The 19,563-nt window shown below is 58.1% G+C and carries 18 protein-coding genes, 1 pseudogene and 1 riboswitch; of the genes and pseudogenes, 4 read left to right on the top strand and 15 right to left on the bottom strand.

Annotation, left to right across the window (positions count from 1 at the left end; translation table 11 throughout):
• Positions 1-7 precede the first annotated feature (7 nt).
• From OGM81_02095 to OGM81_02165, 15 genes are all read right to left on the bottom strand, one after another.
• The gene (locus tag OGM81_02095; protein ID UYJ43962.1) at positions 8-1,129 is read right to left on the bottom strand and encodes an ABC transporter substrate-binding protein; all 1,122 of its coding nucleotides are present in this window, start codon (positions 1,127-1,129) and stop codon (positions 8-10) included.
• A complete protein-coding gene (locus OGM81_02100) occupies positions 1,126-2,019 on the bottom strand; it encodes an iron transporter (GenBank protein ID UYJ43963.1) in 894 nt (297 codons plus the stop codon). Before OGM81_02100 ends, OGM81_02095 begins: the two co-directional genes overlap by 4 nt.
• A 524-nt stretch (positions 2,020-2,543) precedes the next feature.
• Positions 2,544-3,788 carry a sirohydrochlorin cobaltochelatase gene (locus OGM81_02105; protein UYJ43964.1) on the bottom strand — a complete coding sequence of 415 codons (1,245 nt, stop codon included), beginning with the start codon at positions 3,786-3,788 and terminating at the stop codon, positions 2,544-2,546.
• A gap of 192 nt (positions 3,789-3,980) precedes the next feature.
• A riboswitch (cobalamin riboswitch) is annotated at positions 3,981-4,196 on the bottom strand.
• A 281-nt stretch (positions 4,197-4,477) separates the two neighbouring features.
• Entirely contained in the window at positions 4,478-5,233 is a 756-nt protein-coding gene (locus OGM81_02110) for a LamB/YcsF family protein (protein UYJ43965.1), read from the bottom strand.
• Positions 5,234-5,246: 13 nt separating this feature from the next.
• A complete protein-coding gene (locus OGM81_02115; protein UYJ43966.1) occupies positions 5,247-6,038 on the bottom strand; it encodes a putative hydro-lyase in 792 nt (263 codons plus the stop codon).
• Between the two features lie 18 nt (positions 6,039-6,056).
• On the bottom strand, positions 6,057-7,049 hold the full coding sequence (locus OGM81_02120; GenBank protein ID UYJ43967.1) for a biotin-dependent carboxyltransferase family protein: 993 nt from the start codon (positions 7,047-7,049) through the stop codon (positions 6,057-6,059).
• Positions 7,046-7,741: a 5-oxoprolinase subunit PxpB gene (gene pxpB, locus OGM81_02125; GenBank protein ID UYJ43968.1), complete on the bottom strand. Its 696-nt coding sequence runs from the start codon at positions 7,739-7,741 to the stop codon at positions 7,046-7,048. The genes OGM81_02120 and pxpB overlap by 4 nt, the downstream gene beginning before the upstream one ends.
• A 24-nt stretch (positions 7,742-7,765) precedes the next feature.
• Positions 7,766-8,827: a DUF4392 domain-containing protein gene (locus OGM81_02130; GenBank protein ID UYJ43969.1), complete on the bottom strand. Its 1,062-nt coding sequence runs from the start codon at positions 8,825-8,827 to the stop codon at positions 7,766-7,768.
• A gap of 16 nt (positions 8,828-8,843) precedes the next feature.
• Entirely contained in the window at positions 8,844-9,701 is an 858-nt protein-coding gene (locus tag OGM81_02135) for an aminotransferase class IV (protein ID UYJ43970.1), read from the bottom strand.
• A gap of 94 nt (positions 9,702-9,795) precedes the next feature.
• Positions 9,796-10,446: a cytidylate kinase-like family protein gene (locus OGM81_02140; GenBank protein ID UYJ43971.1), complete on the bottom strand. Its 651-nt coding sequence runs from the start codon at positions 10,444-10,446 to the stop codon at positions 9,796-9,798.
• Between the two features lie 13 nt (positions 10,447-10,459).
• Positions 10,460-11,158 carry an ABC transporter ATP-binding protein gene (locus OGM81_02145; GenBank protein UYJ43972.1) on the bottom strand — a complete coding sequence of 233 codons (699 nt, stop codon included), beginning with the start codon at positions 11,156-11,158 and terminating at the stop codon, positions 10,460-10,462.
• Positions 11,151-11,942 carry an ABC transporter ATP-binding protein gene (locus OGM81_02150; protein ID UYJ43973.1) on the bottom strand — a complete coding sequence of 264 codons (792 nt, stop codon included), beginning with the start codon at positions 11,940-11,942 and terminating at the stop codon, positions 11,151-11,153. The genes OGM81_02145 and OGM81_02150 overlap by 8 nt, the downstream gene beginning before the upstream one ends.
• A gap of 6 nt (positions 11,943-11,948) precedes the next feature.
• Complete coding sequence (locus OGM81_02155) at positions 11,949-12,944, bottom strand: branched-chain amino acid ABC transporter permease (protein UYJ43974.1); 996 nt, start codon at positions 12,942-12,944, stop codon at positions 11,949-11,951.
• Positions 12,945-12,959: 15 nt separating this feature from the next.
• Positions 12,960-13,850: a branched-chain amino acid ABC transporter permease gene (locus OGM81_02160; protein UYJ43975.1), complete on the bottom strand. Its 891-nt coding sequence runs from the start codon at positions 13,848-13,850 to the stop codon at positions 12,960-12,962.
• A gap of 75 nt (positions 13,851-13,925) precedes the next feature.
• Positions 13,926-15,161: an ABC transporter substrate-binding protein gene (locus OGM81_02165; GenBank protein ID UYJ43976.1), complete on the bottom strand. Its 1,236-nt coding sequence runs from the start codon at positions 15,159-15,161 to the stop codon at positions 13,926-13,928.
• Positions 15,162-15,715: 554 nt separating this feature from the next.
• Between OGM81_02165 and OGM81_02170 the strand changes: the two genes are divergently transcribed.
• The 4 genes and pseudogenes from OGM81_02170 (at position 15,716) to dapF (ending at position 19,398) form a co-directional block, all read left to right on the top strand.
• Positions 15,716-16,615: a hypothetical protein gene (locus tag OGM81_02170; protein UYJ43977.1), complete on the top strand. Its 900-nt coding sequence runs from the start codon at positions 15,716-15,718 to the stop codon at positions 16,613-16,615.
• A gap of 409 nt (positions 16,616-17,024) precedes the next feature.
• A pseudogene (locus OGM81_02175) lies at positions 17,025-17,266 on the top strand (L-serine ammonia-lyase, iron-sulfur-dependent, subunit alpha).
• A gap of 14 nt (positions 17,267-17,280) precedes the next feature.
• Positions 17,281-18,582 (top strand): L-serine ammonia-lyase, iron-sulfur-dependent, subunit alpha, encoded by a 1,302-nt coding sequence (locus OGM81_02180; GenBank protein ID UYJ43978.1) that lies wholly within the window; start codon positions 17,281-17,283, stop codon positions 18,580-18,582.
• A gap of 9 nt (positions 18,583-18,591) precedes the next feature.
• A complete protein-coding gene (dapF, locus tag OGM81_02185) occupies positions 18,592-19,398 on the top strand; it encodes a diaminopimelate epimerase (GenBank protein ID UYJ43979.1) in 807 nt (268 codons plus the stop codon).
• The last annotated feature ends 165 nt before the right edge of the window (positions 19,399-19,563 follow it).

The raw sequence follows: 19,563 nt of genomic DNA on the forward strand, positions 1-19,563 counted from the left end.
GTAGTTATCAGGTGATTTTCGTCAAAAATTTCAATTCACTGTCGTCGGGTGTGCCCTCGGCAAAGACTTTATTCATGTCCAGGATCAGGTCGGGCATCTCCATGCTTTGCTGGAAAAGGCTTTGCGCGGTGCACCAGACGTTGCCCTGCTGCACGGCCTTGAACTGTGCCAGCAGCGGGCATTTGGCGATCAACTCGTCCATCGTGCGGATCTCGCCCTCGATGGTGCTGTTGTAGATCAGCACATCGGCGTCCTTGGCCCCGGCGTAGAAATCCTCCAGCGAGATGTTGACGGTGGCCAGGTTGTTGCCGCTGTCTGTCAGGTCGGAGAAGACATAGTCGCCGCCTGCCATCTCGATCATTTTGGCGACATAATCGCCGCCCTTGCGCACAGTGGCCAGGTTATTGGAGGTGATGGAGAAGAACGCCACGGTTTTGCCGGTGGCGGATTCATTTCCCAGCGGTGCAATGCGCTGCACGGCGTCGTCAAAAACCTGCTCGGCCTCGTCAGTCTTGCCCAGCAGCACGCCGTACAGCTTGACCCACTCCATCCGGGCCAGGGGGCCGCTCTCGTAGCTGGAGCGCTCCACCAGCACCGGCACCCCGAATTTTTCCAGCTGTTCCTTCACTTCGGGCGTGTGGTAGATCATCGTGTTTTCGATGGCCAGGCCGCAGTTGGCGGCAAGAATCGTCTCATAATCGGGCGCACTGTACTTGCCCGCGTAGGCGATCTGGCCGTTTTCCATGGCAGTTTTGGCTGCATCCAGATACCAGTTATCGGCCTGCGTGCCGGAAAGCGCCACCGTATCCAGCCCATCGATACTGATGATGGGGTCCATGGCGGAGGAGGACACGAGGTAAATATTCTCGATAGGCTGCTGTAAAACGGTAATGTCCGCGTCCAGCTCGGCTGGCGCGTTCTCACCCTCGGGCACGACCAGATAGCGCGTACCATCGATGGTAATGAGGTAATAGCCGCCCTCGCACTCATCAATGGTGAACTGCTGGGCGTACTGCAAGGGGTAGCTGCCGGTGACGGTCAGCGTCTCCGTGCCGGAGGCCGCTGACTGGGCCGCGCACCCTGCCAGCAGCAGCGCGGGCAGGGCGGCCAGCATTATAAGCCGCTTCATTCGGCAGCGGCCAGCGTGGTGCTGTCAAAGGTCAAGGTGTAATCGATCTCATGGGGGGTGCTCATTGCAACGGTGTCGGCGGTGACAGCCAGGGCAGTGTCCAGCGCGGCCACGGGGATCTCAAAGGTGGAGTTGCCCTCAGTGTTGGTGGGCAGGTACTTTTCGCCGTCGATGAGCATGTAGTCATAGTTGGGGCTGCTCCACACGATGGTGGCGGTCATGGCACCGTCGACTACGGTCAGGGCAGCGGGGCTGTCCACAGTAGCGCGGCCGCTGCCGCCCTCCAGCGTGACAGCGCAGGTGTAGGTGCCGTCGGCAGGGACTTCCGCCGCAGCGGCATCGCCGCCATCGACAGCGGGCACAGCGTTGGACACGCTGACAACATGGTCGTACCAGGTACCCTTGGTGCCCAGGATAGCCAGCTGGAAGTCGGTGTCCACAGCCGCGACAGGGATGTCAAAGCCGTAAACTTCGTCGCTGGTGCCGTCGGAGTAGGTCACGGTATCGATGGTGGGCTGCAGCCATTCGTCCTCATGGTCAGGGGCGTCAGCGGCCATACCCAGATACAGGTTGACGATCTTCTGGGACTGCAGGCTGACGTGCATCGTCATTTCGCCGTTTTCCACGGTCAGGGTGCCCTTGCCATTGCAGGCTTCGTTGACGTGGAACATGCTGCTGTCGGTGTTAAAGTCTGCGGTGTAGATGTCGTCCGGCAGGGCAGCCTCGGCGGCGGGGGCTTCGCTCTCGCTCTCACTTTCAGCAGGGGCGGTCTCAACGGTGGAGACGGCCTCGGTGGTACTCCCGCTGGCAGCGGCGGATTCGGATGCGCCGCAGCCTGCCAGCAGCAGGGCAGCGGCCAGGGTCAGGGATACGATCTGGAACTTTTTCATGTGTACTTTCCTACCTTATTTCATTAATTTTATTAAGGCAATACCGCACAATTCTAAGTGCCGATACGGCGAGCGAGGTGCGGCAGCTGCTAAGCCAAAAGCGCAGATAATACTTTGTGTATTATCGAGCATTTTGGCAACGCAGATGCCATGCCGCAGCCGCCGAAGCGGTGCTTAAGCCGTAAGGCAGGAATTGTGCGGTGTTGCCTTAAGTTTACAACGTATACTGCAAGGGCAATATCGGCACCGGGCCGATACCAGCATCGGCCCCTATAAATGCGTGCATTAAGGGTAAGCAAAACCAAAAACTGCCCGAAGGCTTTCCCCTTCGGGCAGAATGTAAGGCAAGACCGCATAATTCTAAGTGCCGATACGGCAAGCGAAAAGTACAAGCTGCTAAGCAAAAAGCGCAGAGAATACTTTGTGTATTCTCGAGCATTTTTGCAACGCAGATTGTGCTTTGCAGCTGCCGGAGCGATGCTTAAGCCCGAAGGGCGGGAATTGTGCGGTGTTGCCGTAAAAAATCAGCCGTTCAGGGCATCCATGGCTGCCTTGGTGTGATTAACGTAGATCTGCTGGATGTCAGCAATCTCGCCCAAACCGGCGATCTGGGTGTCGACGCTGTCAAAGCAGCCAGCGGCGTTGAACTGGCTCAGCCAAGAATCCTCGTCCGCACCGGCCATATCATTGTTGGCGTGGTCACCGGCAACGACCATCAGCGGGCGCAGGACGACCTTGGTATAACCAGCTTCCTTGACTTTCTCGATGACAGCCTCACAGGCGGTATCCTCCGGCTCACCCTCAACGGTGCCGATGAAGACGTTGTCATAGCCCAGGGTTTCCATGGTGGTCTGCATCTGGCTGTAGCTGACCTTGGCGGTGTGGGAAGTGCCATGGCCCATGAACACGAAAGCGGTGCCATCGGCGGCAGCAGCCGCGGCATCCTCATAACCGGCGGTCTTGACGGCCTCGGTGGTGATGGCGGTGGCTACGGCTTCCTTATCCTCGTTGATGACGGTGGCATCAGCGCCAACCTCGCCCAGCAGGGGCTCGGCGATGGAAACGCTCTCGAACTTATCCTTGTATTCGTCGATGGCTTCGCACATCTCGTCGTACTCGGCGCCGTGCATCAAATGGGTGGGCTGGACGACCAGGTTCTTGACACCGTTGGCAACAGCGCGGTCGAGGGCCTGCTTCATGTTGTCGATCTTCTCGCCGTCACGGGCCTGGACATGGTTGATGATGATCTGGGCAGTGAAGGCGCGGCGGACGGACCAATCCGGGTTAGCGGCCTGCAGAGCATCCTCGATGCCCTTGATGTCGGCCGCGCGGCTGCCGTTGAAAGAGGTGCCAAAGCTGACGACCAGCAGCTCGCTCTCGCCGATTTCATCTTCGTTGCGGGGGTCGTCCTTGCTGGCGTCGCCGGTGTCGCGGCCGAAGTACTCGGGGTCAGCGTTCTCACCCTCGACCATTTCCTTCTGGGTGTCGGTCAAGGCATCCCAGGCAGCCTTGGCGGCTTCGCACTGGGCGTCGGTGTCATCGGTGCGCTCCTGCACGTAGATGGCGTCGATCAGGTCTGCGCAGTTCTTTGCGGCCACCTCGTCAGCATCTCCTTCTTCGGCTTCCTCTGCGGTGCTCTCGCTGACGGCGGTGCTTTCGGCCACGCTGTCAGAAGAAGCGGCGGTGCTGCCACAGCCAGCCAGCAGTGCGGTGGACAGGGCCAGGGCAGCTGCCACAGCGGCGGGCTTTTTCCAGTTGATTCTTCTCATGCGTTCTGCTTCCTTTCTTATATAACCGATGGGCGGTACAGGGCAGGACGGCCGCAGACACAAAAAGGCGTACACCAGAATGGGCCCACTAAAAAACGAGGCCTTTTGCATGCAGAATGGCAACACAAAAGGCCCCGTGCTTTTAACAGGTTCTTTACGGTACAACCAATTCCTCGTGATCTGGGGCGTTTGCCCCCGTACCCGGCAGCGGGCAGGTTTCCTGGCTGAAAGATCAACGCCCACCGCCGCCTTCCCGGGTAAACACCCAGTGACCGATGCAAAAGCACCCTGGCGGCAGGCTCCCTTAACACAGTGACGAGATCGTGCGGGATTTGCACCTGCTTCCCTTTTACCCTTTTCTATGCGCAAAATGCGGCATCAAAAGGCACCTGCTGTCGTATTCAGTTTTACGGTAGCAAGTATAACACAATGTGCGGGGAAGTGCAAGGGCATAACGGATAAAAAGAAAAGCGTCGGCCTGTGCAGACCGGCGCAAAGTGTTAGGGCAATACCGCATAATTCTAAGTGCCGATACGGCGAGCGAGGTTCGGCAGCTGCTAAGCCAAAAGCGCAGATAATACTTTGTGTATTATCGAGCATTTTGGCAACGCAGTTGCCGTGCCGCAGCCGCCGGAGCGGTGCTTAAGCCGTCAGGCGGGAATTGTGCGGTATTGCCTTAGAATATAATATTAAAACGCTTTAATCTCTACCCCAGCGGCGGGCAGGGCGGCGGAGATCTTTTGCACAAAGGCCAGAGCCTTGGGGCCATCGCCATGGACACAGACGGAATCGGCCTGCAGCGCCACCGTGCTGCCATCGTCTGCCTGGGCGGTACCCTGTTTGGCCATTTGCAGCACCCGCGCAATGGCGGTGTCCTCGTCCGTAATCATTGCACCGGGGGTTCCGCGGGGCACGAGGGTGCCGTCCGGCTTATAGCTGCGGTCAGCGAACACCTCGCTGGCCACGGGCAAACCGATGGCGTGGGCGGCCTTGACCATCTCACTGCCGGAGAGTGCCAGCAGCACCGCACCGGGGGCCGCGGCCTGCACCGCACGGCAGATGGCCGCGGCCAGCGCAGGGTCCTTGGCGGCCATATTGTACAGCGCACCATGGGGTTTGACGTGGTGCAGCGGCACACCGGCTGCTTCGCAGAAGGCCTTTAGTGCGCCGATTTGGTACATCACGTCCGCTTCCGCCTCGGCGGGCGAAATCGCCATTTTGCGGCGGCCGAAGCCCTGCAGATCCGGCAGGCCGGGATGGGCACCCACCTGCACACCATACTTTTTGCACAGCAACACGCTTTTTTGCATGACGGACGGGTCGCCTGCGTGAAAACCGCAGGCAATGTTGGCCGAGGTAATGTAGGGCAGAATCTCGGCATCCATGCCGATGGTGTAGGCGCCAAAGCTTTCGCCCAGATCACAGTTCAAATCAATGGACGGCATTGTAAAGCCCCCTTTAAAATTTCAGCGCGGTATTTTTGACATCGGTGATAAACATGTGTCCCGGCGCGTGGGTGATGCAAAACGCCGGTTTGGAGTGCATGACCACTGCCTGGGGCGTGACTCCGCAGGGCCAGAACACCGGCGTCTCTCCGGGGCGGATGGTGACGGCGTCGCCATAGTCCGGGTGAGCCAGGTCGGTGATGCCGATGGCTTCGGGCGTACCAATTTGAACTGGCGCGCCGTGGACGCGGGGCATGCCCGCCGTGATGGCCACCGCTGCGGGCACCTGGGCATACGGAATAGGCCGCATGCTGACCACCATATTGCCGCTGAACACCCCCGCCGGTGTGCAGGGAATGTTCGTATTATACATAGGTACGTTGACGCCCTCTTCGATCTGGCGCACGGGGATGTCAGCTTCGAGAAGCGCCGACTCAAAGGAGAAGCTGCACCCGATGAGGAAACTGACCAAATCGTTCCGTTCTTCAAAATAGTGCGTCACATCGGTAGTTTCCTCGGCCAGCTCGCCGTTTCGGTAAATGCGGTAGCGCGGGATGTCGCGGGCAATATCGCTGCCCGGCGCAAACTGGGAAAAGCTGCGCTGCCCGGCATCGGCCACTTCCAGCAGCGGGCAGGCCTTGGGATTGCGCTGGCAAAACAGCAGGAAGTCCCACGCCAGCGCTTTAGGCAGCACCACCAGATTGCCCTGAGCGTAGCCATCGCAGTAGCCGGTGGTGGGGGCCGTGAGCTGGCCCGTGCGGATCAGGGCGCGGACCTCGGCGGGGGTGGCGGCGGAATAGGTCATGGGGATACACCTCTTTATTTATAGTAGGCGCGCGGCAATTTGCTGTAAAATCGCTGCCTGCCGGCGGGCGGCCCGGACAGCCTGGGCGGGGGAAACAAAAGTAAAGGCCACCGCCTGTCCCGGGCGCAGCTGGGCCAGTACGGGCAGATCGGCCGAGATGACGGTGGCAATCTTGGCGTAACCGCCGGTGGTCTGGTGGTCGGTCAGCATCACAATGGGTTGGCTGTCGGCAGAAATTTGTACCGAGCCTGCCGCGATGCCGTCGGACAGGATGTCCGCGCCGTGTTTCATCTCGATGGCAGGCCCGGCCAGCTTGCAGGCCATGCGGTCACAGTTAGGAGTCAGCTGGTACACACCATGGGTAAAGATGTGCAGGCCAGCGGAGGTAAAAGCGGCATCCTGCGGGCCGGGCACGGCGCGCAGCAACGGAAAAGTTTGCGTACCAAATGTGCGCACGGGATGCAGGGCGGTGGTGATACACGTATCTTGCAAGGGGCGGTCCAGATGGCAGGTGATGATTTTTTGCCATAAGGCCGTCGTATCACACAGCCCGGTAGGCAGGGTATCTCCTTTGGCCAGCTTGCGGCCATCAAACCCGCCGATGCAGCATTTCAAATCGGTGGCGCGGCTGCCCAGCACCGACAGGGTGGCTATGCCGCCGCCCACGGCAAGATAACTGCGCAGGCCGGTGGATGCCATGCCCATTTGCAGCGTACTGCCCGCTTTGGCAAACAGCGGTGCGTAGTACGGCACAGGTACACCGTCCAGCGCGGCAGGGCTTACGGCCCCGGTTAAGGCAAAAACGGTGTCGGTTTCAAATTGCAGGGCTGCGCCCCGCAGGGTACATTCCAGCACCGCCGCGCCCGGTGCGTTGCCGATCAGCATGTTACCCAAACGGTAGGCGTAGCTGTCCGCCGCGCCGCAGACGCGATAGCCTTTGGCGGCATAGCCGGTGCGGCCTGCGTCCTGCACGGTAGTCAGCGGGCCGGGGTCCAGCACTTTCAGGCTCATACCGCCCCCTCCTTTTGCGCCAGGGCATTAAATTCTGCTTTTGTGATGGGCGTAAACCGGATGCGGTCGCCCGCCGCATAGGGCAGCGTGCCCGCAGCCGGGTCAAACAATTTGAGCGGCGTGCGGCCGATGAGCTGCCAGCCGCCCGGGCTGGCAATGGGATAAATGCCGGTCTGTTCGCCGCCGATTCCCACTGATCCAGCAGGGATCGCTGTGCGCGGCGTACCCAACCGCGGGGTAAACAGCCGTTCATCCAGCCCGCCCAGATACGGGAAGCCGGGCAGAAAGCCCAGCATATAAATGCGGTAATCCCGCCCGGTGTGCAGGGCGATGACCTCCTGCTCGGTCAGACCCGCGTGCCGGGCCACAAAGGGCAGGTCGGGGCCAAACTTGCCGCCATAGCAGACAGGGATCGTGACAAGCTTGCCGTTCTCGGCGGTGCTGCCCGCATCAGGGACATCGGCCAGCTTTTGCATGGCGGCGGCCACGGCATCATAGTCGGTCACCAATGGGTCGTAGGTGACCATCAGCGAGGCAAAGGCGGGCACGGTCTCGTCCACGCCGGAGATGTTGGCGGACAAAACGCGGGTGTTCAGCGCCGCCACGGCCGCGCCGATCTCCGGCGCAATGCGCTGCGTAAAAACTGCCAGCAGGGCGCTGTCCCCCACCGGGTGTACCGTAAACGACAGCATGGCCGCCGCCCCCTTTCCGCGAAATCAATCAAAGAAATGCTTTGCCAGCACCGGGCCGAACCAGTGATCCGAGTTGTGGGAGAACCGCACCGCGTAGGCCGTGCACTGGCGCATCAAACTGACGATGCCCACATTCATCCGGGTGCTGAAACCGTCGATGCCCGGCAGCAGCGAGCCGGTCATATCGATAAAACCATTGCGCGCAGCCACCCGCATCACTTCGGATTCCATCTCCTCGTGGTGCAGAATCTCCATATCCTTTTTAAGGTACGCCAGCGCCGCCATCAACCCGTAGCATCCCCAGTCAGAGCAGGTGGCCGTGATGATGTTATCGGCTTTGGTGGCGCTTAAAATGCCCCCGCCGCAGCCGCACTGGCACTCGCCTTTGTCGGTAAAGGGCACGTACTTTTTGATATGGTCAGCAATGGTGCCCATGCCGATCTCGTTGCCCAGATCGCCAATGGCAATGTTGGGCACGCCCTGGGTACGCAGCAGATTCCAGAGGGCTTCACTCTTGGCCTGCATCTCGGTCACATCCTTGCCCACGGCATTGTGGTAAACGCCCAAAGTGTTGGCACCGCTGGCTTCCACCGAGACGACCGCCGCAGGTTTACGGGCGGCCAGCTCGGCGGCCTGGGCGGGGGCGGCGGCCTCATCCTTAGTAAAGGCCACCACGCCCATGCTCAGTGGCAATTCCTGCACGGTGTCCAGATCTTCGTAAATATGCAGGCCCACCACGGCGGCGCACTTTTCAATGGCCTGCACACTGTCGCTGGGGCAGACGATGACCGGCTTGGCGTTGAATGCCATGACCAGTGCGCGGGCCAGCAGCATGGCGCTGACTGTGCCGTCCATCTCCGGCACACGGTGTGGCAGCAGAACAAATCCAACCAAAATGTACACCAGGTCGTTTTCTTTTACGCTGTCGTACAACACCTGGGCGGCGTGCATCGTCAGCGGCTCGCCAGTGAAGGCGCGGCTGCCTGCATACAAAATGCGGCAGACACCGTAGCCGCGGGGGTCGAGGTTCATCAGCGCATCGAGGTTTTCGCCTACGTTGCGTTTTTCCAGTTCATCGCGGGTCATGCGGTCCACCCCCTGTTCAATCTACCACGGTGGTTTTCCCGGTGTAGGTAAAGTACTCGCGCAGCACCTCGTCCTGGATGGCCTTGAGCATGGCGGGGTCCTTGCCACCTGCAGGCTGACCATCCACCTCGCAGGCATGCAGGCAGAAGTTGGAGGAGGAGGTCACGATAATTTCATCGGCGTTTTTCAAATCATCCAACGTAAAGCACTTTTCCATGACCGTGATGCCCAGCCGGTAGCAGGCCTGGATCATGTGGGTCTTGGCGATGCCCCGCAGGATGAACTCATCGTTGGGGTGGGAGTAGAAGACACCATCTTTCAGGATAGACACATTGGAGTGAGCGCACTCGGTCACGATATCGCCACGATGGAACACGGTCTCCTGTACGCCGATGCGCTTGGCGTGCTGGGCGGCAACTACGCTGGGCAGCAGGTTCAGCGTTTTGATGTTGCAGTGATAAAAACGGGTGTCTTCGGCGGTGTCCAGCTTGATGGGCACATCGGGATCGTTCAGGTGGTTGGGTCGGATGGACACCCACAGCTTGCCGGGCAGATCCTCGGCGTAGACGTGGTTGCGGGTCTCAACGCCGCGGGTGACCTGCCAGTAGACGAAGTGGGTGGTGCCATCCACCTTGGCCAGCAGGTCGGTCAGCAGCTTGCCCAGTTCCTCTTTCGGCATCGGGATGTGAATATCCAGCGCCTTGGCACTGGTGTAGAAGCGGTCGAGGTGGTCCTGCATCAGGTATACCTTGCCATTGGCACCGACGGTGGCATCATAGACGCCATCGCCAAAGAAATGTACGCGGTCGTTGAACGGAACCATCAATTCTTCCGGCGTGCCGATCTTTCCATCGTAATATGCAAGTGCTTCCATAACTCTTTCCTCCCCTGTTTTATGATAGCGGGCGTTTTCCCAAGTTTTACTGCGGGCGTTTTCCCAAGTTTTACTGCGGGCGTTTTCCCAAGTTTTACTGCGGGCATTTCACCCCAAATTTCAGCTCGATGACTTTTTTGATGACCTCTACGCAGTTGTCCAGCCCAATGGCGGCGCTGTCCAGGCAGAGGTCGTAGTTTTCTACCCGCTTCCACTGGCGGCCGGTGTGATATTTGTAGTAGCTCTCCCGGTAGTGGTCCAGCTTGTCGATGTAGCGGATGGCCTGGCTGTGGCCGATGCCCTGGCGCTTCATCTCCCGGTCGATGCGGTCCTCGTAAGGGGCATCGATGTAGACGGTGAGGACATTGGGCTTATCCTTCAGTACAAAGTCTGCCGCGCGGCCCACACAGATGTAGCTTTCATTGTTCAGCAGTTCCCGCAGGACCTTGGCCTGGTAGTTGAACAGGTTTTGGTCGCTGATGAAGTTGCCGCTCTCCGGTGGGATAAAGCTGCCGTCGTAGACGTGCTGGGATACGCGGTAGAGTAGCGTTTTCCTGGTATTTTCATCGGCGGCGGCAAAGATCTTTTCGTTGATGCCGCTGTCCTCGGCTGCCAGGCGCAGCAGCTTGCGGTCATAGAGATCAATGTCAAAATCCTTCGCCAGCTTTTTGCCGATGTAACTGCCGCCGCCCGACCCGCAGGTGCGGGTGATGGCCACGGCGAAGTAGGGATAATTCGGATACATGGCGTGCCCTCCTTTACTGGCCCAGGTAGGCCTTTTTCACACGGGGATCATTCAGCAGTTGCTGGGCGTCACCTTCGATGGTGATGGTGCCGGTCTCCAACACGTAGGCGCGGTCCGAGATGGCCAGTGCCATTTTAGCGTTCTGCTCCACCAACAGGATCGTGATGCCCTGTTTGTTGACTTCCTTGATGATCTCGAAAATCTCCTTGACAAGCAGCGGGGACAGGCCCATAGACGGCTCATCCATCAGAATCATCTTGGGCTTTCCCATCAGGGCGCGGCCCACGGCCAGCATCTGCTGCTCACCGCCGGAAAGGGTGCCTGCCAGCTGGCGTTTGCGCTCTTTCAAGCGGGGGAACCGCTCGTAGACATCGGCCATCGTTTTGGCCATATCGGCAGGATCCGTGAAAGCTCCCATCTCCAGGTTCTCTTCCACCGTCATCTGGGGGAAGATGTGCCGTCCTTCCGGCACATGCGCCAGCTTTAGCGTAATGATCTTGCTGGGTTCGGTCTTGCGCAGGTCGTGGCCATCAAAGGTGATGGACCCGCTGGCGGCCTTTTCCAGCCCGGTGATGGTGCGCAGCGTGGTGGTTTTGCCCGCGCCGTTGGCACCGATGAGGGAGACGATCTCTCCGTCGTTTACCGTCATGGATACGCCGTTCAGTGCGTGGACGGCACCGTAGTTGACATGCAGGTCTTTGATCTCAAGCATTGGCGGCCTCCTCCGGCTCGTCCTTGCCCAGATAAGCCTCGATGACATGGGGGTCGTTGGCGATCTGCTCCGGTGTGCCGGAGGCGATGGTGGTGCCGAAATCCAGCACTTGGATGCGCTCACAGATCTTCATGACCAGGCTCATATCATGCTCGATCAGCAGGACGGACACTTTAAATTCATTGCGGATGTAGTTGATGATCTCCAGCAGTTCCTCGGTCTCGGTGGGGTTCATGCCCGCCGCCGGTTCATCGAGGAGCAGCAGCTTCATATCGGTGGCCAGCGCACGGGCGATCTCCAGGCGGCGCTGCTCACCATAGGGCAGGTTGTCGGCCTCCAGGTCTTCCTTGCCGGAAAGGTGGACGACTTTGAGCAGTTCTTTGGCCCGCTCGGTGATCTCGGCCTCCTGCCGCCAGTACTTTTTGGTGCGGAAGATGGCATCGGTCAGGCTGTAGGTGGTGTGGGCCTGCATGGCGGTCTTGACATTCTCGATGACCGTCATTTTTTTGAACAGGCGAATGTTCTGGAAGGTGCGGGCAATGCCTGCGTGGACGATTTGGTAGGTCTTTTTGCCGTCCATTCGCTCGCCGCAAAGGTAGAACGAGCCCTCGGTAGGCTTATAGACGCCGGTGATAAGGTTGAACACGGTAGTCTTGCCGGCGCCGTTGGGGCCGATAAGCCCGACCAGCTCGGACTCTCCGATTTCCATATTAAAATCATCCACGGCTTTTAAGCCGCCGAACTGGATGCCCAGGTGTTGCGCTTTCAATACGGGTGCTGCCATAGAGGGTCACGCTCCTTTCGCAGCTTTTTCTTTGGGGTGACGGATACCGTCCAGCAGGCGGTTCAGGCTGAACTCCCACCGGCCAAAGATACCGCCGGGACGGAAGAGCATGACCAGCACCAGCACGATCGAGTAGGCCAGCATGCGGTAGGTGGAGAAATCACGCATCAGCTCCGGCAGACTGGACAGGAACGCCGCGCCGATGATGGAGCCAGTCAGCGAGCCGGTACCGCCGATGATGACCTCGGAGAGCAGCTCTGCCGAATAGTTAAAGTTGAAGTTGGTGGGGATCATGGCGGTCATGTAATGGGCGTAAACGCCACCGCCAATGCCTGCGAAGAAGGCCGAAATGGCGAAGGTAAGAACCTTATAATAGGTGACGTTGATACCGGAGGCCGAGGCCGCGATATAATCCTCGCGGATGGCCTGCACGGTGCGGCCGAAGCGGCTGCGTACAAACAGGAACATGACGGTCACGCAGACGACCATGATCCAGAACGCACGGTCAAAGGTAGAAAGCTTGAGGATGCCGCTCATCGTTTTGCCGCCGCCGGTGATGGAAAAGTTGCAGAAGCAGACGCGGATGATCTCGGCAAAAGCCATTGTGACGATGGCGAGGTAGTCGCCCCGCAGGCGCAGCGCCGGAATGCCGACGGCCACGCCCATGATGCCGGCGGCCAGGCCGCCCGCCAAAATAGCGACCAGCAGCAACGCCAAGTCCGACAGGCCATGCCCGGCCAACGCACCGGAAACGATAGCGGAAACATAGGCCCCCACCGAGACAAAGCCCGCGTGGCCCATCGAGAACTCGCCCATAAAGCCAACCACCAGGTTCAACGACGTGACCATGATAATGGTATAGCAGGCGGTGGTGCAGATGCCCTGGATGTAGGTGGTGCTTTTGCCAAAAACGTTAAAGGTAAATGCCAGCGTGATCAGCGCATACAGCAGCGCGACGCCAACCAAGTTCAGGCCATAGGAGGCCAGCCGTCGTTTCGTCATTTTGTTCACGCTCCCTTACACTTTCTCGCCAACGTTCTTGCCCAGGATGCCGGAAGGTTTGACCAGCAGGATGACGATCAGGGTCCCGTAGGTCACAGCCTCGTACCAACCGGGGGCAAACAGCTTGACAAAAATCTCAATCAGACCAATCAGGATACCGCCCAGCATCGCACCGGGGATGATGCCGATGCCGCCGAGGACGGCTGCAATGAAGGCTTTCATGCCCATCATCGAACCCATATCGTTGGTGACGCGGGGATAGGTGGCGCAGTACATAAGCGCCGCCACCGCTGCCAGACCGGAACCGATGGCAAACGTTGTGGTGATGATCTTGTTGACGTTGATGCCCACGAGAGTGGACGCGTCCTTATCCTGCGGCACAGCGCGCATCGCTTTGCCGAGCTTGGTTTTCTTAACAAAAAGCTGCAAGGCGATCATGATGCCCAGGCCGATGGCGATGGTGAGCAGCACGTTCAACGGCAGCGCCACAGTGCCGACCGTGATGGTGGGTAGGCTGAAGATGGCCTGCACGTTATGGGGCTTGGCGCCGAACAGCACCATGGCCAGGTTTTCCAAAAAGATGCTCATGGCCAGGGCCGTAATCAGGGCGGACATAGGGCCGGCCTTGCGCACCGGGCGGTAAGCCAAAATCTCGACCAGCACGCCGACCACGGCACAGACCGCAATGGCGATGATGACCGCCAGCCAGGCGGGCATACCCGCGTTGACCATAAGCGGGATGGTATAAAACAGTGTGTAGGCACCGATCATGATAAAATCACCATGGGCGAAGTTGATCATGCGGATGATGCCGTAAACCATTGTGTAGCCCAGGGCAATCAGTGCGTAGATTGCGCCCTGGTTCAGACCGTTTATCAAACTTTGAAAAAACAGTGAGAAAGTCATTGTGGTCCATTCCCCTTTTCTAAACACACAGGGGCGGGGGTGGTTTTCCCCCGCCGAGGTGCGATATATTCTCTTTTAGTCTGCCTTGGAAACGACCGCGCCGTCCGAGCCAAGCGTTTCGGTCCACTTGACCGCGCCGTCCACGAAGGTGTTGACGGCAATGCTCTTGATAGCGTCGCCGTTCTCGTCCAGCGTGATGTCGCCGCCGACACCGGTAAAGCTCATGCCGGTCATGCCCTTGACAAGGCTGGCCGTGTCGGTGCCTCCTGCATTCTCGGCGGCCTGCACCAGCATGTACATAGCGTCATAATACAGCGCTGCACAGGCGTTCAGGCTTTCGGTGCCGTACTTTTCCGTGTACTTCTGCACGAAGTTCTGGACAGCCGGGGCTGTATCCTCGCTGGAGTAGTGGTTCGTAAAGTAGCAATCCTCAAACTGTGCGGCAAGACCGGTCGTGTCGGAACCATCCCAGCCGTCACCGCCCATGATGGCACCGGTAAAGCCTGCATTGCGGGCTGCACCAACCAGCAGCGGAACGGTGTCGAGGAAGCAGGGATAATACAAAAGCTCTGCACCACTGGCCACGGCCTGTGCCGCCTGCGAAGAATAATCGGTGTCGGTGGTCATGCACTCACCGGTGTAGGCAACTTCAATGCCGTTTGCCTCGCAGTTTTCAATAAATGCATCCTTCAGGCCGTTGGAGTAGTCATCGTCCTTGGCGTAGATGACTGCCACCTTGGTAAAGCCCTTATCCTTGGCAAACAGCGCCGCCATCTTGCCCTGATACGGGTCGATGAAGCAGTTGCGGAAGATGGTGTCGCCTTTTAAGGTGACATCGGCGTTGGTTGCGCCGGTCGCCAGAAGCAGCATACCGTCCTTGGAGGCCTGCTCTGCCATGGGCAGCGTGACCGAGGAGAAGAAGCTGCCGACGATGGCCTCGGGTGAATCCGCCATGACCTTGTTGTAGGCATTCATCGCCTGCTTGGCGTCCTTGGCATCGTCAGCGACCTTACCGCCGTTGACGATTTCGATCTTATAGCCGGAGTCCCCGCCGTTGATCTCCTCAACGGCCATATCAATGGCGTTCTGTGCGCCCTCACCGTAGATGGCTGAGCCGCCGGTCATGGAGCAGACAACGCCCACACGAATGATGTTATCTTCCTCGCCATCCGCTGCGGCGGTGGTGCTGGCCAAAGCCTCACTGGAAGCAGCCGCCCCACCCTGCTGGGTGCTGGAACCGCAGCCTGCTAACAGGCTGGCCGACATGGCAGCTGCCATAGTAAGTGCAAGAACTCGATTACGCTTTTTCATTGTGTGCCCCTCTCTTTCTGTTCTTTTCCTGTTCTACAGGGAACTCTCCCACCATCCAAAACAAAAGGCGCGCGGCACCGATGTAAAGTGCTGCACGCCTTTGTGCGTAACGGAAAGGGGCCGCTGTACTTTTGCAAGTACGCGACCCCTTTGTCCCGTTCGTGTTCTGTGATGATAGTGCCATTATAGCAGACTATGCAAAAAGTGCAAGGCTTTTTGGGCAATTCTTACGAAAGTTTGGTTTGCGCAGGTGTTTCACTTACAAATACAATGATTTTTATGGGAAGGACAGCCGATTCTTAACTGGGCAGACGTACCCGCCTGTGTGAAGCGTCGGATCTCTTGTTTCCTGCCATTTCCACACTTTTCACACCAAATTTTCAGCTTCTATTCAGCTTCGTGCGGTACAATAGCGGCATAAAGTGAGGTGCTGACGATGCGTGTGCTGATCGTACATTCTTCACAGTTATAAAGCAAGGGGCCGGCATTTGCCCCAGAATTGCAAAGTATTCCGTCTCCTGTTATAATATTTCAAAAAGAGAGGAGGCTGAGCCATGGATCGTATCGCGCAGTATCATCTGCCTGGGTTGTTTGAATTTTACGAGTTGTACCGCGTGTTTCTACCACTGTACTGTACACATCGCGATTGGTTTTACCCCTGGTGCGATATTGCCTCGCTTTACGGTTCGCCGGCCGATTGCCTGTGGGGCGGCGGACGTGTCGGCGGCGGGGATGTCCGCCCACAGGATGCGCTGGCACTGGCACAGGAATACGGCATCTCGGCCAGGTTGACGTTCAGCAATTCTCTACTGCAGCCGGAACATCTGGCCGACCCAACCTGCAATAAACTTTGCCGGTTATTTTCCGCATGCGACACACCACAAAGCGGCGTCATTGTCCACTCGGAACTGCTGCTGGACTATTTAAAACGAACGCACCCCAGTTTCTATTTTGTGTCGTCGACCACCAAGGTGCTTACGGAGTTTTCGCAGTTGGCACAGGAAACCGCGCGGGAGGATTTCCGCTATGTGGTGCCGGATTTTCGCCTGAATAAAGCCTTTGACCGGCTCGCCACCCTGCCCCAAGACCAGCGGGACAAGCTGGAATTTCTCTGCAACGAGTGCTGCTGGGTCGGCTGCCGCGACCGCAAAGTCTGCTACGAAGCCGTCAGCCGCCGCAACTTAGGCTTGGACACCCCTGAACACCGCTGCACTGCCCCCGATGCTGCGCAGGGCTACCGTTTTTCCCGCGCCATGGAAAGCCCAAGTTTTATCAGTATCGAGGACATCCTGACGCGCTATCTTTCCCAGGGCTTCACTAATTTCAAAATCGAAGGCCGCGGCCTGGGCAGCGCCATCGTGCTGGAATTTTTGCTCTACTACCTCACCAAACCCGAATACCAGCTGCGTGTGCGGGAAGAAATCTATCTTGACAGTATGTTGGATTTATTTTGACTTTAGGCAATACCGCACAATTCCCGCCTGACGGCTTAAGCACCGCTCCGGCGGCTGCGGCACGGCATCTGCGTTGCCAAAATGCTCGATAATACACAAAGTATTATCTGCGCTTTTGGCTTAGCATCTGCCGCACCTCGCTCGCCGTATCGGCACTTAGAATTATGCGGTATTGCCTTTACTTCAAATCTGTATCGTATACATAAAAGAGTCTGTTGCACTTGGTTCTTTCCGCTGTGCAACAGCCCTTTCCGGTATGTTGCAATGCAACCGCACAATAACAGTTCATTATTTTAAGAATTGTTTGAAGCAAAGCGGCAGTTTGCTGTTGTTTTTCCCTTATAACGATGGTTTTACACTTTTGCACCTGTTCCACGATTTTTCGCACTTGATTTTCGCAAGTCTGCCAGTCACCAGCATGATCTGCAACGGCGGCAAACAGGGCTGCACGATGAAGGGTTTTGTGGCCGTTGATGCAACTTGGCAGGCTGTAGGTGTGGCAATGCAGGACGTTTTCATATATAATGTACATGGGATCAACGGCACGACGCCGGAGGAAACTATGCGCAACATGGGCCGCATCGCCTCCCCCGGCATGGTAGCACCGAAAATACCATTGTGGACATTCTCAGAGACAAAAAGATGGAGTAAGGAGAAAAAGCCCTATGGATAAGAGCGGAAAGATTTATAAGACTTATGTTCAGACCCTGAAAGAAGAACTTATCCCTGCAATGGGCTGCACCGAGCCCATTGCCATCGCCTACGCTGCGGCCAAGGCCCGCGAGGTGCTGGGCTGTGAGCCGGATCTCGTGAAAATCGGCGTCAGCAACAACATCATCAAAAACGTCAAGAGCGTTGTCGTGCCCAATACGGACGGAATGAAAGGCATCGAGGCTGCCGCCGTGGCAGGCATCCTCGGCGGAAATGCTGCCAAAGAGTTGGAAGTCATCTCGGAGGTCACAGCAAACCAGAAAGCTGCCATGCGGCGTTTCCTGTCCAATGTTCCCATCTCGGTGGAGGCCATCGACAACGGCATTATCTTTGACATTATCATCGCCCTGTACTGCGGCACAGATTCTGCTGTCGTCCGCATCAGCCAGTACCACACCAACATTGTCTACATCAAGAAAAATGATGAGGTTCTGCTGGACAACACGGCTAGGCAGACCTCGGCCGCCTGCAATACGGAGGCGGAAAGCGGCCTGACGGACCGCAGCCTGCTGACGATTGCCAATATCTACGACTTTGCCGAGACCTGCGACCTGGACGATGTGCGCCCGCTGCTGGACACCCAGATTTTGTACAACACCCAGATTTCCGAGGAAGGGCTGCTGGGGGACTACGGCGCGAATGTCGGCTCCACCTACCTGAAATTTTACGGCAACGATGTGCGCAACCGCGCTATTGCCAAGGCTGCAGCGGGTTCCGACGCGCGCATGAGCGGCTGTGAGCTGCCCGTCGTCATCAACTCCGGCAGCGGCAACCAGGGCATTACGGTGTCGGTCCCGGTCATTGAGTACGCCAAGGCGCTGGCCTGCCCCAAGGAGAGGCTGTACCGCGCGCTGGTGCTCTCGAACCTGATCGCCATCCATGAAAAGACGGGTATCGGACGTCTGTCCGCCTACTGCGGTGCGGTCAGCGCCGGATGTGCCGCCGGGTGTGCCATTGCTTACTTACAGGGGGCGGATCTGAAAGCTGTCTCCCACACCCTCGTCAACGCGCTGGCCATCGTGTCCGGTATCATCTGCGACGGTGCCAAGCCCAGCTGCGCGGCCAAGATTGCCTCCAGCGTCGAGGCTGGGATTCTGGGCTACCACATGTACCAGAACGGCCAGCAGTTCCGCGGCGGCGACGGCATCGTCAGCAAGGGCGTGGAGAACACCATCCGCAACATCGGTATGCTGGGCCACGACGGCATGCGGGAGACCGATAAGGAGATCGTCAAGATCATGATGCAGAAGCCGTGAGGTGTCATTATGAAATTTACCAAAATGCATGGTCTGGGCAATGACTATATCTTCGTGGACTGCTTTGCGGATACGGTCACAGACCCCAGCCGCACCGCGCAGCTGTTGAGCCCGGCGCATTTCGGCGTAGGGGCAGATGGCCTGATTTTAATCGAGCCGTCGGCAAAAGCCGACTGCCGTATGCGGATGTTCAACGCCGACGGCACCGAGGGGCGGATGTGCGGCAACGGTATCCGCTGCGTCGGCAAATATATGTATGACCACGGGCGGGCCGTCAAGGCGGAAATTACGGTGGAGACGCTGGACGGTATCAAGACGCTGCAAATCACCCCCGAAAACGACAAGGCCGCCAAAATCCGGGTGGACATGGGCGTGCCGGTGCTGGAATCCCCGCAGCCGGAAAAAATCACAGTAGCCGGGAGCGAGTGGGAATTTTCCGCCGTGGATGTCGGCAGCCCCCACGCCGTGTATCTGGTGCCCAACTGTGAGGAGGTGCCGCTGGAGAAGATTGGCGTCCTGTTCGAGCATGCCGCCCGCTTTCCGAATCGCGTCAACAGCGAATTTGTGCAGATCCTTGACCGTACTCATCTGCGGATGCGTGTCTGGGAGCGCGGCAGCGGAATCACTCTGGCCTGTGGGACCGGAGCCGTGGCAAGCGTTGTTGCCAGCCATGCGCGGGGCCTGACAGACGCTTCTGTGGAAGTGCAGATGGACGGCGGTGCCCTGCGCATTGAGATTGACGACACCACAGGACACACCTTCATGACCGGCCCGGCAGTTGAGGTATTTCAGGGTGAGACCACTCTTGTGGATTGAGAAAGGAGTTTGAACAGGATGCAGATTCGGACTGCTGTTCCCGCAGACTTGCAGGGAATCGTAAATATTGAGGCAGAATAACAATTCGTGTGAAACCGCTTGCCGTAATGCAGGCGGTTTTTTCTGTACAAAAGGGTCACCCGCAGCAAAGGCGTTCTTCTTGTG

This window comes from Oscillospiraceae bacterium (assembly GCA_025758045.1).
Lineage (GTDB): Bacteria > Bacillota > Clostridia > Oscillospirales > Ruminococcaceae > Gemmiger.

What these genes read in the sequence shown, in the direction of transcription:
- OGM81_02165 (UYJ43976.1), bottom strand. Translation starts at nt 15,161, where the DNA reads ATGAAAAAGCGTAATCGAGTTCTTGCACTTACTATGGCAGCTGCCATG.
- OGM81_02120 (UYJ43967.1), bottom strand. Translation starts at nt 7,049, where the DNA reads ATGAGCCTGAAAGTGCTGGACCCCGGCCCGCTGACTACCGTGCAGGAC.
- OGM81_02095 (UYJ43962.1), bottom strand. Translation starts at nt 1,129, where the DNA reads ATGAAGCGGCTTATAATGCTGGCCGCCCTGCCCGCGCTGCTGCTGGCA.
- OGM81_02150 (UYJ43973.1), bottom strand. Translation starts at nt 11,942, where the DNA reads ATGGCAGCACCCGTATTGAAAGCGCAACACCTGGGCATCCAGTTCGGC.
- OGM81_02130 (UYJ43969.1), bottom strand. Translation starts at nt 8,827, where the DNA reads ATGACCCGCGATGAACTGGAAAAACGCAACGTAGGCGAAAACCTCGAT.
- OGM81_02170 (UYJ43977.1), top strand. Translation starts at nt 15,716, where the DNA reads ATGGATCGTATCGCGCAGTATCATCTGCCTGGGTTGTTTGAATTTTAC.
- dapF (UYJ43979.1), top strand. Translation starts at nt 18,592, where the DNA reads ATGAAATTTACCAAAATGCATGGTCTGGGCAATGACTATATCTTCGTG.
- OGM81_02145 (UYJ43972.1), bottom strand. Translation starts at nt 11,158, where the DNA reads ATGCTTGAGATCAAAGACCTGCATGTCAACTACGGTGCCGTCCACGCA.
- pxpB (UYJ43968.1), bottom strand. Translation starts at nt 7,741, where the DNA reads ATGCTGTCGTTTACGGTACACCCGGTGGGGGACAGCGCCCTGCTGGCA.
- OGM81_02155 (UYJ43974.1), bottom strand. Translation starts at nt 12,944, where the DNA reads ATGACGAAACGACGGCTGGCCTCCTATGGCCTGAACTTGGTTGGCGTC.
- OGM81_02140 (UYJ43971.1), bottom strand. Translation starts at nt 10,446, where the DNA reads ATGTATCCGAATTATCCCTACTTCGCCGTGGCCATCACCCGCACCTGC.
- OGM81_02110 (UYJ43965.1), bottom strand. Translation starts at nt 5,233, where the DNA reads ATGCCGTCCATTGATTTGAACTGTGATCTGGGCGAAAGCTTTGGCGCC.
- OGM81_02115 (UYJ43966.1), bottom strand. Translation starts at nt 6,038, where the DNA reads ATGACCTATTCCGCCGCCACCCCCGCCGAGGTCCGCGCCCTGATCCGC.
- OGM81_02160 (UYJ43975.1), bottom strand. Translation starts at nt 13,850, where the DNA reads ATGACTTTCTCACTGTTTTTTCAAAGTTTGATAAACGGTCTGAACCAG.
- OGM81_02105 (UYJ43964.1), bottom strand. Translation starts at nt 3,788, where the DNA reads ATGAGAAGAATCAACTGGAAAAAGCCCGCCGCTGTGGCAGCTGCCCTG.
- OGM81_02180 (UYJ43978.1), top strand. Translation starts at nt 17,281, where the DNA reads ATGGATAAGAGCGGAAAGATTTATAAGACTTATGTTCAGACCCTGAAA.
- OGM81_02135 (UYJ43970.1), bottom strand. Translation starts at nt 9,701, where the DNA reads ATGGAAGCACTTGCATATTACGATGGAAAGATCGGCACGCCGGAAGAA.
- OGM81_02100 (UYJ43963.1), bottom strand. Translation starts at nt 2,019, where the DNA reads ATGAAAAAGTTCCAGATCGTATCCCTGACCCTGGCCGCTGCCCTGCTG.